The 11,379-nt window shown below is 55.6% G+C and carries 8 protein-coding genes and 3 pseudogenes; 5 read left to right on the top strand and 6 right to left on the bottom strand.

The features are described 5' to 3' along the window. Positions 1 to 2,453: 2,453 nt before the first annotated feature. Positions 2,454 to 2,696, bottom strand: a pseudogene (locus VSX56_RS19960) (integrase core domain-containing protein); the annotation flags it as partial. Between the two features lie 1,119 nt (positions 2,697 to 3,815). Beyond that, positions 3,816 to 4,482, bottom strand: a pseudogene (locus tag VSX56_RS19955) (recombinase family protein); the annotation flags it as partial. Between the two features lie 406 nt (positions 4,483 to 4,888). On the opposite strand from VSX56_RS19955, the gene VSX56_RS19950 reads away from it, so the two are divergent. Both VSX56_RS19950 and VSX56_RS19945 read left to right on the top strand, forming a co-directional pair. Next, positions 4,889 to 5,140: a type II toxin-antitoxin system RelE family toxin gene (locus VSX56_RS19950; protein WP_350939304.1), complete on the top strand. Its 252-nt coding sequence runs from the start codon at positions 4,889 to 4,891 to the stop codon at positions 5,138 to 5,140. Positions 5,141 to 5,150: 10 nt separating this feature from the next. Further along, a complete protein-coding gene (locus tag VSX56_RS19945; protein WP_350939303.1) occupies positions 5,151 to 5,483 on the top strand; it encodes a helix-turn-helix transcriptional regulator in 333 nt (110 codons plus the stop codon). Here the strand turns inward: VSX56_RS19945 and VSX56_RS19940 are convergent. Beyond that, a pseudogene (locus VSX56_RS19940) lies at positions 5,480 to 6,374 on the bottom strand (recombinase family protein). The gene VSX56_RS19945 and the pseudogene VSX56_RS19940 sit on opposite strands and share 4 nt — an antisense overlap. Before the next feature lie 432 nt (positions 6,375 to 6,806). Here VSX56_RS19940 and VSX56_RS19935 point away from each other — a divergent pair. Continuing rightward, a complete protein-coding gene (locus VSX56_RS19935; protein WP_350939302.1) occupies positions 6,807 to 7,649 on the top strand; it encodes a hypothetical protein in 843 nt (280 codons plus the stop codon). Between the two features lie 75 nt (positions 7,650 to 7,724). Here the strand turns inward: VSX56_RS19935 and VSX56_RS19930 are convergent, their stop codons facing one another. The 3 genes from VSX56_RS19930 to VSX56_RS19920 all read right to left on the bottom strand — a co-directional run bounded on the left by VSX56_RS19930 (position 7,725) and on the right by VSX56_RS19920 (position 10,093). After that, positions 7,725 to 8,861: an MFS transporter gene (locus VSX56_RS19930; RefSeq protein WP_350939301.1), complete on the bottom strand. Its 1,137-nt coding sequence runs from the start codon at positions 8,859 to 8,861 to the stop codon at positions 7,725 to 7,727. Beyond that, on the bottom strand, positions 8,858 to 9,382 hold the full coding sequence (locus VSX56_RS19925) for a TetR/AcrR family transcriptional regulator (protein WP_350939300.1): 525 nt from the start codon (positions 9,380 to 9,382) through the stop codon (positions 8,858 to 8,860). The genes VSX56_RS19930 and VSX56_RS19925 overlap by 4 nt, the downstream gene beginning before the upstream one ends. 297 nt (positions 9,383 to 9,679) lie before the next feature. Beyond that, positions 9,680 to 10,093: an ester cyclase gene (locus tag VSX56_RS19920; RefSeq protein ID WP_350939299.1), complete on the bottom strand. Its 414-nt coding sequence runs from the start codon at positions 10,091 to 10,093 to the stop codon at positions 9,680 to 9,682. A gap of 120 nt (positions 10,094 to 10,213) precedes the next feature. Here VSX56_RS19920 and VSX56_RS19915 point away from each other — a divergent pair, with 120 nt between their 5' ends. Further along, positions 10,214 to 10,558 carry a winged helix-turn-helix transcriptional regulator gene (locus VSX56_RS19915; RefSeq protein ID WP_350939298.1) on the top strand — a complete coding sequence of 115 codons (345 nt, stop codon included), beginning with the start codon at positions 10,214 to 10,216 and terminating at the stop codon, positions 10,556 to 10,558. Between the two features lie 270 nt (positions 10,559 to 10,828). Continuing rightward, positions 10,829 to 11,269, top strand: coding sequence for a response regulator (locus VSX56_RS19910; RefSeq protein WP_350939297.1), 441 nt, complete (start codon positions 10,829 to 10,831; stop codon positions 11,267 to 11,269). The last annotated feature ends 110 nt before the right edge of the window (positions 11,270 to 11,379 follow it).

Below are 11,379 nucleotides of genomic sequence, written 5' to 3'. Positions count from 1 at the left end.
CAACCCGACCTTACTAAGAAACCCGATGGCCACCTGAGCTACACCACCCCGTGGGACACGATCCAATATTTTTCCGAGCTCTAACGCGACTGGTCTCATGTCGCCGACCCGTATGGTGTTCGCAGATCAAAGCCTCGTGCTCGATGGTAGGTTTTGCACAACTGGTTCTTCTGATCCTGTCTTACGATCATTGCGCCACACGCTTCCTTACCCTCTTTCATTCCGACGCCTCGCGGCCTTCAACGACCTACATTGTCGGGTCCGGAGCTTTGTAGACGCCGCCACAAGCCAAGAGGGACCGGATAGTCTGCGCCATTTTATTAACCAGTGCTACCCGCACCAGCATTGTTGGCTTGCGCATCAACTTTCCGCGGAGTTAAGCACCCGGCTGGCCTCTCGCATGCATTTGTCGCCTCATGAAGACGCTATCGGCGTCACTGATCAACAAGTTTCGTAAAGAGCCTCGCCTATCTTCATTGCGGCTTCTTACCCCCATTCAAGTACTGCCTAACGGTAAGCCCAAGCCCTGACTACGAATTGTCGGCTTTTTCGGAAAGCTCCCGGCGGCGGCGCCAGCGTAGCTGGGGCCGTGGCGATCGACGGGCCGTTGCCTCGGATCGTGATCAGGCACTGAACGATTGCGCTCTCGCGATCTCGACGTCCAACGCCTTGGTTTTCTTGTCGAGCTGAGCAAGTGTTTCCGTAAGGGGAGCCAGAGAGAAGTTCGCCGTGAGTGGCAAACCCGATTACTCGCCTTCGACAAGTGCGACCACGCGCCGGATTATTTGCCCCTACCTGCACGACTAGGCCAAACGCGGTAAGATGTCCACGAAGCGCCTCTATAGCTTCGGTCCGCTGCCGGATCATTACTTCCCGCACGCGGACGACGCTCACAGCCCCTTGTGTTTCTCCGCATTTTACGGGCGCGAGACGCATGTTTGGCCTCAGCGCAGTCTAACTGATAGCTTTAGCTTCGTTCGGCGGCTTACTCGGCCGCACTATGGCCACGGCCGCCTCACCAGCATTCATTTGCGGCTTGAGTAAAAATTCTACAAAAGGAGGGGAGATGGGACTGAAACACCATCTTCGCCAGCCCCAGTCCGCCTGTAATAATTGCTGATATGCCCGCTCCCCTTTTGTGGATCGTTGCAGATCCGCCTTGGTACAGAGATGCCGTCGCGGGTGGTCAAATCATCAAAGTCAGACAACTTAGTAATTTTCAAATCGTATTTAACGAATTTTTCAATGTATATTTCGGAACAAAAACTGTCGCATGAGTGTTATAAGAATTTATCAAAGTTTTGTGGAGTGCGAATCAATGAAGTTAATTAACTGCATGTGCAGCGTTTTCCTAACTAGTACGATCTACTTTGGCGCAGCTTCGGCAAACGCTGCTACATGTAGTGTGGACATTGTTCCGTCCAATCAAACCGTTAGCTATAGCGTCGACAGCGCGCTTGCAGCGACTTGTGCTACTGGCAATGACCTTAACCAGATCGACGAAAATTACTCTCTTTTTGGAATAACAGGCTGGACACTCGCGTCGGACGACGTGGCAACAAGTCCATATTTCTCAGTATCTCCTACTAACGATACTAAGACAGGGACTTGGTCAATCTCGAACCCATCTGCATTCACGGCTGTTTTGATGACGTTGAAAGCAGGGAACGGTTTTGGCGCTTTCCTACTGGGAACTGACGATCTTCTGACCGGCAACTGGTCAACAAGCAAAGATTTGTCACATGCCTCGGTATATTATTACGTCTATGATGTCGACAACAATCAACTTCCCGCAGTCCCTGCTCCTGCTGCTGGTATTTCACTACTGAGTGCGTTGGTTGGGCTACGATTATTTTCACGTAGGGCTAAGCCGCGAAAGCTCTAACCTACTTAAATTCTCAAACGGTGGCTGCCAAGTGGCAAGCATCTCGCGAACGATTTGTGGCGGCGCAAAACTTTCCTGTTGAGAAAGACATCGGCTCCAGATTGAGGTCCGAACGGGCTTCAATCCCAATTATTGCGTCTAAGTTGGCTTGTCTCACTTGAGCGATCCGGTTTGAAGGTTAGTGTTTCACGGGTCTCCAGTTTGCGGACACGACGTATTCGGGCGCTACTGGGCGATATCGCAAGAAATTGCACCAGCCACCGTGGTCTAATGCTGACGCCAGCGATCTATCAGAATTCAGGCTCCTCTAAGCGAAACGATCACCTCGCCTTCGAACAACTGGTCATGAAGTTTAGCGTCGAAGCTTTTCAAATAGATTTCTTTAGGCAGGTAGTATCCCAAACAGTGTATTTAGCCCGTTCAGTGCTATTGCTATCCCATTCTAATACCAATCATTTTTACACCAACCCTCTCAGACCAGTTGCTAAGCCTCATCGCGATGAACTCAGGACTGAGGTGGTCCCCATTTCCCGGACAGTTTTTCGGCGGCGCTAAGCTTGCCTGTTGATCATGCTGCCGCCTTCAGATCGATGCCTTGATGGGCCTCGAAGGGTGTCTTGCCAACGTACGTCAAATGCGGGCGGGCGGTATTGTAAAAAGTCATCCAATTCACGATGCCGAGGCGGGCTGTGGTGCCGGTTTCAAACGCGTTCAGATAAACGCATTCGTAGTTCAGCGACCGCCAGAGCTGTTCGATCATCACGTTATTCATCCAGCGGCCTCGCCCGTCCATCGATATCTTCACAAGGGCCACTTTTGCTAAAACTCGACGCTGTAGTTCTTCCGTTTTCCAGCCATGATGTTCGTCCTTGTCGTCGTTGACGGCAAGCTTGAGCCAGATTGTCCGAGTTTCGGGGGCCACCTCAGCTTGTGGTTTGCGCATCATTTTGTTTGCATCAACAGGCCGATAATCTGCCGGTAGCCTTATCGTCAGTACTGCAGTGCCAATTCGACAGTCTCGGCCTTCAAGGCAAAGTTTTGCACTGGCACCCAATAGGGATCTTACGTTCAGTCGAGCAGTGCTGTTCAAAAAGCCGGGCAAGCTTCGCGCTAGGAGATGTCGCAAATGGTCAGTACATATACGGCGATGCTGAGGGCTTGTTAAGGCCCTTCACCTTTGCGACCTCGGCCAGAGTGAATTTATCGAGCGTTAGATCCAACACGACCCGTTTAAGGCGCGTGTTCTCTTTCGCGGATTCCCTCAACCGCTTGAGCTGATCGCAGTTTATTCAGCCCACCTAACGCCACCAGCAATAATAATTGCTGACAGCTCAGACCAACATTAAAAGCTATCTCAAAAAGATATACCGCTTTAGTCGACGAAAACTACCCAGACCTACCCGTAACCAGTCCCAGTAAAACTTTATAATTTATTTACAGCACGAAACATCGCTCTCTTTAAGGTTGCATTAACCATTTCACAATATCAATGAATTGTCCCCGGAGCATTCGGACTGGCAGAGTTCGTCTTGCTCTCGTCTAACTGGGCGCGGATACTGAATTGCCCTAGTATCCGCGCCCTTTTATTGAGATGAGATTAACTTAATGCATACCTGCACCGGCAATTCCGGAGGTGTGGCAAGCGCGACTCTCAGCCTCTTAGCCGGCGGGTAGGAATGCCACTTCCTTGCAAAATCACACAACATCAACAGCTTTAAAGCCACACCTCAAACAAAAAGTCTTTTTAATGCTGTTTAGAAAGGGTTGGAAATAAATATCTTTTCTGATGGAACGCAAAAGATCCTCCGATATCTTCAGGGTAAACCTAGCTTAAGTTCCTCATGACAGCGCAGGTAGCTAGCCGAAAATTGAGAAATAGAACACGTCCAGCGACGGCCTAATTCAGAAGCCCCCAGCCGCGTACTCGGTCCTAATGCATTTTCACTGACGATGGCTGCCAATTGGTTCGACCTCGTGGCGTGCGCTCGTGCAGCTTCTCCAGCCGTTGGCAAATATCCTGCGTTAAATCAGGATTGGCGTTCTTCATGACGGCCACATGATTGACGAGAGGATCTAAGTGCGCCTTTTTCGGTGCGCGACCGAGTATGGAGGTTTCGAGAAACCCGTCCTTCACGTAAGCTCTGACCGCGCGCATGAGCTTGGTTATGGTCCACCGCCGTTCGACCGGTAGCGGCGCATTGATGATTCGAAGAACATCCTCCCACGGTGTATCAGGACGGAGCCTGCGGACATGCGGCACCCAGTCGCCAGCGCTTGCATTCAAGCGCTCCATATAGGCATAGACCCGCGCGAGCGACACGGCGCGGATGGCAGCAGGGTCTTTCGCCCGAAGTCCGGGATTGCCCCCTACCCTGCCCTGAGCTCGCGCCGAAGCTTGGCCAGCTTTGGTCCTTTCACGGATCAACGCCCGCTCGAACTCTGCCGCGGCGCCAAGGATCTGCAGGGTAAACTTCCCCTGCGGGCTGGCAGTGTCGATCGGGTCGGTCAGAGAACGAAAGTACGCCCCCCTTAGCTTCGAGCCGTTCGATGATTTCGAGCAGATGGGATAGAGACCGCACAAGCCGGTTAATCCGCAGCTCGGACCACATCTTATTGGTCAAACAGCTGATCGCTGAGATGTTTGCCGAAAATCCTGCATGGCTGATGGACGACAGCGTATTGCGATAATTTCCCTGTCTTTGTTCCAGCCGATGGCAGGCTTGTGCTGTCGCAATCCCGCCGTGATGGCAATGCGATCCCGCCTTTGCGCGTCTTTGACCCAGCGGCGTCGCTCGATCATCAGACTTGTCTGCGGCTGGCTTTGTCAGCTTATCTAGAGTGGAAAACTGGCTAATTCCTGCAAGAGCCTGATCTTGCACCACTGAAATGGTCCATCTTATCGGATAATTTATACCGCCCGATAGGTGAGCACAGTTGCTAGATCTTCGCGCGCCCCCTTGTGTAACTATTGACTACACTGTATCTTTAGGATACATATAGCAGATGAAGAAGATCACCTATACATCCGCAGCACTCAAGGCACTCCGGAAGATGCCAAAGAATACAGCAGAGCGTATTTTGGGTAAGATCAACGACTACGCAGAAGACCCAGCATCACAAGCCAATAATGTCAAATCGCTGAAAGGTCGCCAAGGTATTCGGCTCCGCGTTGGCGACTGGCGTGTCATCATGGATGACCAAGGAATGGTCTTGGACGTGCTAGAAATCGGCCCTCGTGGCAACGTTTACGACTAAGGAGGACTGGATGAACGAGATGATTACTATCACCCGCGCAGAATATGACCGCCTTAAAGAAGCGGCCGAAGATCTGGCCGACCTGCGAGCCTTCGATGCAGCGAAAGCGTGTGACAGCGAAGGTTTTCCTTCCGAACTGGTTGAGCGTATCGTGCTGGGAGGGGAAAGCCCCCTGCGTGTGTTTCGCGAATATCGTGGTTACAATCAGTCCGAGCTCGGGCGGATCTCCGGCGTCAATCGGGTGCTGATCGCGGATATCGAGGCTGGTCGCAAAAATGGCTCCACGTCGAGCCTTAAAAAGCTGGCGATAGCGCTGAATGTATCGCTAGACGATCTTGTTTAAGCCCTCGGCTCTAACAGCCCCAAACCGCGCGCCCGGTCCAACAGCATTTTGACTGACGACGGTTGCCACTTGGTCCGACCTCGTGGCGTGCGCTCGTGCAGCTGCTCGAGCCGCTGGCAAATATCCCGCAGCGTAAGATCGGGATTAGCGTTTTTCATGCCAGCCACGAGATTGACGAGAGGATCCGCATGGGCCTTCTTCGGTGCGCGGTCGAGCACCGAGCTTTCGAGAAATCCCTCCTTCACATAAGCTCTGACCGCGCGCATGAGCTTGGTCATAGTCCATCGCCGTTCGACCGGTAGCGGCGCATTGATGATGCGCAGAACATCCTCCCACGGCGTATCAGGACGAAGCCTGCGGACATGCGGCACCCAGTCACCAGCGCTCGCATTCAGGCGCTCCATATAGGCATCGAGCCGCGCGAGCGACACGGCGCGGATGGCGGCAGGGTCTTTCGCCCGAAGTCCGGGATTGCCCCCTACCCTGCCCTGAGCCCGCGCCGAAGCTAGGCCAACTTTGGTCCATTCACGGATCAACGCCCGCTCGAACTCTGCCGCGGCGCCAAGGATCTGCAGGGTAAAACTTCCCCTGCGGGCTGGCAGTGTCGATCGGGTCGGTCAGAGAACGAAAGTGCGCCCCCTTAGCTTCGAGCCGTTCGATGACTTCGAGCAGTAGGGATAGAGACCGCGCAAACCGGTCAATGCGCACAACAACAAGCGTGTCCCCTGCCCCGATGCGCGTCAGTACCTTTGCGAGCTCGGGCCGCGTTCTATCCGCGCCCGATGCGCGCTCCAGATAGATCTTGGTACAACCAGGCAAGGTAAGCAGCTCGTCCTGCGGCATAACGGTCTGATCTTCAGTCGAGACGCGGGCATATCCAATCAGAGCAATGTCTTGCCCCGTTTTTTCAATTAAACAAGTTATTATAAAACGATCATTTGCAAACGCATGCAAGCCAGTCTTGCACAATCAACTGATCAATAAAAACGATTAGTATCAATGGCTTTCAATTATCCAGCAGCAGCTATCACAGCTAAAAAAGTGGGTTTTGGAAGGATTATATGGGACAATTTCCTAGAGCGCCTAAACCGCTCAGTAAGTTCCAAAACACGCCTATTCTGAAACCATGAGACACAAGCCTCTGATACTATTGGAATTAAAATGCCCTTCGAAGACGACCTATATGCCTCGAATACATCGGAAGACGATCTCTGGTTTGCAGGGCCAGATTTCACTGACGAGGAGGACGGTGTTGCCAGCAAAGGCACCCATTTACGGGAAGAAGAAACGTATATCTATTAATGGTATGAGGCTCGGAAGGAGTTGGCATACGAGCTGGCCGCGACATCAATCCGATGGGGCCGGTTCATTGATCGGTTCAAGCGTGCACCAAAGGGATTGCAGCAGCATCTCGCCATTCGCGAAGCTTGTGATCTGAGCTGGTTAGGCGATCATCCTGTGCAGCCTGAACGAGTATCGCTGTGGCTTGCCATGCGCACGAGCTCCATCACTTACGACCTCAACGCACTGCAACAAACAGCATGGACGGTCAGGCATCTACTCAGCGCAACAGACCCACTAGATGATCTTCAAGCATTTCTGGATCGCAAACAGGAAGCGGGCGGTGACATCGACAGGTGTTCCGCAATAATCATGCAAGCTTCTGGCTTGTCTCCAATCGTACGCGCCTGTTACGCGCATAGCATATGGACACTCGCTGAACTCGGAAAGCATGGCGCCCGTATCGAAGGCGCTGTGCTGGCGCAAAGACTTGCTTCATCCTTCACGAGCGACACAGGGTTTCTACCAATGGCATCGGCCGGCAGTGCACCTTTCTCGGGCGCGTCTGCCTACCAACGTCTAGTGCGCTGGCTTGACGGCGCTGGCGCGTCGATCCTGAGAGCCATGCGCATCCTCGACGACTATGAGCACTGGGGCCACCTAGCGCGCGCCTCGCAGGCGATTTTTAAGGTGGAAACGCGAGATGCGCTGATCGATCTGTTCTTATGCGCTCCATATGTGACGACGGCTCTTGCGATGGACCGGACAGGACTGAGCAAGACCTCCATCGTCCGGCACCTGACCGCGCTGCAGGACAACGGGATCGTGCGCGAGATCACTGGCCAGAACCGGTTCAAAATTTGGGTGCCAAAAAGCGGCCATTAATCTAGGCTGCGGCGAAGGTCGGTTTCGAGCCCTTCCACGACATTCGGACGAACCGCTCTCAATTCGGTTCAGAGGCTATGAAGCCGAGCTTTCGCTTGCGCTTCTCGCCCGAAAGGTCCCAGCAAGAAGCGCGATGACGGCGAAGCAGATCACAGCCGACCCCGCGCCCGGACCCGCCATCAGTAATCCGAAAAGCGGTGCGCCGACGGTTTGGCCCACGGCGATAGTGAGGAAACCGATCATGAGCCCGGTTGCAGGGCGGGCCGGCAAGGCGTGCGTTCCCCAGACGAGATAGACCCCCGTCAGCATCACGTACGCCGCGCCGAAGAGAAGGCCTCCGGTCAAAGCGAAAGCGGGAGTAGCGACGCCCGATCCGACCGCGAGGATGCTCGTCGACATCAGACCCAAGAAAGTCCAGTGAACGGGATCGAGACCGAACCGGCCGACGAGCGTGCCGGCCCAGGCCCCTGCAATGCCGCCAGCGCCGATGCAGGTCCAAAGGACCCCGGTTCCGGTGGGCCCCCATCCCAGTTGGTGCGACACGATCTGGCCTCCGAAGGACCATAGGGCCGTGCTGGCCGCGCCCATCAGGAACGACGCGGAGATCAGGCGCAGGACCGGGCTATTCAAGGGAGGCAGTCCGCCAGCGCCCTTGTCACCTCTGGAGGCCGGGAGGGAGACCGCCGCCGCGAACGCGAGCACCACCGCCACGGCGGCGAAGGCGCCGAAGGCCAGCCGCCACTGCCCGGCAATCGCGAGGGCGATCGGTCCCGACGACGCCACCCCTACGCTTGTCCCGGCGTTGATCACGGTGTTGGTGAGATCCTGACGGCTCTTGCGCACCGCGGCCGCAACGGCAGCCGCCATGGGCGGAGAGGCCAAGCCCGTGCTCGATCCCGCCACCACCACGGCGATGGCGAGGATCAGAGGCGACGGCGCGAGTGCGATCCCGGCCATGCCGACGGCGGCAACGATGGCCGCCCCCACGGCGACCGCCCGCGCACCGATCCGTTCGGTTAGCACTGCCGATGCGATGATGGCGATGCAGTAACTGGCAAACGAACCACCCGAAATGATACCGCTGAGCGAGGGGCCAAGGCCGAGTTCGCCGTCGATCTGCGGCAGGAACAGTCCGAAGGCGAAGCGGGCGAAGCCGTAGCAGATCGCGATCAGGCCGAAGCCTGTTGCGCCAATGCGAATGGCAGGGCTCATGTTCGCGCCCTCCCGATCAGGATGCCCGCCGCCGCTCGCGCGGCCGATATGGCGCACGCGCCCCGGTAGACCGCCGCATGGGTCGCTCCTTCGATGAGGACCAACACCTGCTCGGCGAGGACCGGGTCTTCACGTCCGAGGTCTGCTGCGACAACTTCCTCGATCCGTCGATGAAACGCCGCCTTATGCGAAGCGACCGCCTCCGCAATCTCGGGCGTGTCGCCGCCGGTCTCCGCACGCGATCGAAGGAACAGGCATCCTCGTGTGCCCTCGACCCATACCCAGTCCTCGAGCGCTGCAAACAGCGCGTCGACGGTCCGCACCTCAAGCCGAGCCATGAACCGCCGGTCGCGCTCGGTCAGCACGCGCGCCATAAGCTGCGCCTTGCTGCCCGCGTGCTTGTAGAGCGTCCGGCTCGACATTCCCGCCGCCTCCGTCAGGCCGTCCATACCTGTGGCCATGTAGCCGTGCCGGTCGAAAAGCTGCTCGGCGGCGGCGATGAGCTTAGTCGTCATGTCCATGGAAAGCCTCCTTCGGTGTCCATGGGCAGCAATGTAAAACGTTCGTTTTACATTGCAAGTCCCGAAGGACCGATGGCAGCTCTGTCCGCCCAGCCGACCTTGGGCCCTGCACTATGCTGCGCGGTGCCTCTGATGGCCGGTTTGGGTAAGCCGCGCCGCGGCGTTGGTAGCCCAGGCGAACGGCAGGTTTGGGCCGAGGTTGACGGCGCACCTGGCAGAACTGTGTGCGCCCCGCCGCGCCGCCGCAAGCCAGCTCCGAACCCAAAGCTGCCTCCCGGACCGCCTCGGCAGGAAGTGTCAGCTCAGCTGCTGCTGCATGATCGAGAACGCGTTGTAGCAGTGGAACGCTGCGACCTTTCCGTCCTTCATCCTGAAGACGTCGCAGCAGGGGACGTCGATGACCTTTCCAGTCGCGGCGAGCGGACCCGTTGGCGTCATCAGCGTCCCGCGATGGGTGCCGCGGATGGCCAGTTCGACGACAACCGTATCCCCTGACACATCGATGCTGAAGATCTCCCGGTGGATGTCGGGGAAGGCTTTGGCCACCCCGCTGGCGACGAGCGCGATATCGGAACCGCGCAAATCCATCTGGGCCGGAACGTTTCTGGCGTAACCGTCCTGTGCGAAGCAGGACAGGAAAGCGTCAATGTCGAGGGTGGCCGCCTCGGCCGACGCATAGAGCTTCTCGATGGTGTTCTTGTGATCCGTCATCTTGGGTGCCTTTCCCGAACAGGGCATTGTGTTTTGCAATTGGCCTCGGCCATGGCATCCAAGTAGACAATCGGTTACCTGAACGGTAGAACCTACCAAAAGGTAAGGGTAAAGATTCTCATGAACCGAATGAACACACCCTGCGGTCTCGATGTGGCACTGACCGTCATTGGCGGAAAATGGAAGCCGCTGATCCTCTTTCACGTCCAGAGCGGGCCCACGCGCTTTTCCGAGATTCTGCGGCGCGTCGGCGGTATCAGTGAAAAGGTGCTGATCCAGCAACTGCGCGATCTGGTCGAGATGAAGGTTCTGCTTCGTCGCGACCATCAGTGCGTCCCGCCTGTGGTCGACTACGCGTTGACGCCCTTCGGCGAGACGCTGGTCAAGGCGCTGGTCCCCCTGTGCGATTGGGGCACAGCGAACCGGAATGTGCTCAGCGCGATCATGGCGCCCCCCCGGCACTGAACCTAAAGCTTAGCTCAGGCGAAAGGCAGCTTAGTCCGCATTGCTGACGTTTGCAGCGGATGTGTCGCGCAGGTTCGGCGCGACATAACACCCGTTGAAGGTGCATGGTTTTTGTGAATTCTGCTGTCTCTTCGCTAAGTTCGCGGTCACTCACGATCTTAGTCATAGCGCATCTGATGGAACTAAATTTCTGATGTTTTGCGTTGATAATTTTCTTTACGCAACAAGAGATCATTCTACCTAAGGTTGTATTATTATGAGAGGTTAGTCATGGACGATTATAATTCTTTTAGAGAATCTCACCAGCTGCGCGTCGTTGTCGCTGACACAGATGACGATTGCCGACGCTCGTTGGTTGAGGCGCTTAAGAAAGATAATTGGTATGTCGTTGAGTGTCTTGACGGGCCGTCTGTGATTGCGGCTCTAAAAGAAAAGCATGCTTCCTATCTTTTGTATCTGTGTATCGACATGCCTGAAGCGGGTAGCGCCACGTGCCTCGACAACCTATCTAGACTAGATGTCGATTTGCATCTTCGTTTTATAACTAATGGACCATGCGCTGACAGCATTGCCGCTCGCATGATGGCCGAGGCGCGTGAAATCGACGTACGTCGAACAATCTATAAGCCTATTGTACCAGCTGAATTTTGCGCCACTGTAGCTAAAGATGCGCAAGAGTATGTTGAAGGTGCGGTTACGATAAAAGAATGAGTGGGATTTGTAATGGACCGTAAGCGGCAAGCCGAGGCCGTTCAGGGCCTATAGTTCCATGGCATGAGTGCGTCGATCTCGGCGGCGGGCCATTGGTTTGCGATGCGCGT

It is taken from the genome of Thioclava kandeliae, from assembly GCF_040297545.1.
Lineage (GTDB): Bacteria > Pseudomonadota > Alphaproteobacteria > Rhodobacterales > Rhodobacteraceae > Thioclava > Thioclava kandeliae.
This window is presented reverse-complemented; position numbering and strand designations above follow the sequence as displayed.

Excerpts from the sequence above, each read along its gene's own strand:
- VSX56_RS19950 (WP_350939304.1), top strand. The coding sequence starts at position 4,889 with ATGAAGAAGATCACCTATACATCCGCAGCACTCAAGGCACTCCGGAAG.
- VSX56_RS19945 (WP_350939303.1), top strand. The coding sequence starts at position 5,151 with ATGAACGAGATGATTACTATCACCCGCGCAGAATATGACCGCCTTAAA.
- VSX56_RS19930 (WP_350939301.1), bottom strand. The coding sequence starts at position 8,861 with ATGAGCCCTGCCATTCGCATTGGCGCAACAGGCTTCGGCCTGATCGCG.
- VSX56_RS19925 (WP_350939300.1), bottom strand. The coding sequence starts at position 9,382 with ATGGACATGACGACTAAGCTCATCGCCGCCGCCGAGCAGCTTTTCGAC.
- VSX56_RS19920 (WP_350939299.1), bottom strand. The coding sequence starts at position 10,093 with ATGACGGATCACAAGAACACCATCGAGAAGCTCTATGCGTCGGCCGAG.
- VSX56_RS19915 (WP_350939298.1), top strand. The coding sequence starts at position 10,214 with ATGAACCGAATGAACACACCCTGCGGTCTCGATGTGGCACTGACCGTC.
- VSX56_RS19910 (WP_350939297.1), top strand. The coding sequence starts at position 10,829 with ATGGACGATTATAATTCTTTTAGAGAATCTCACCAGCTGCGCGTCGTT.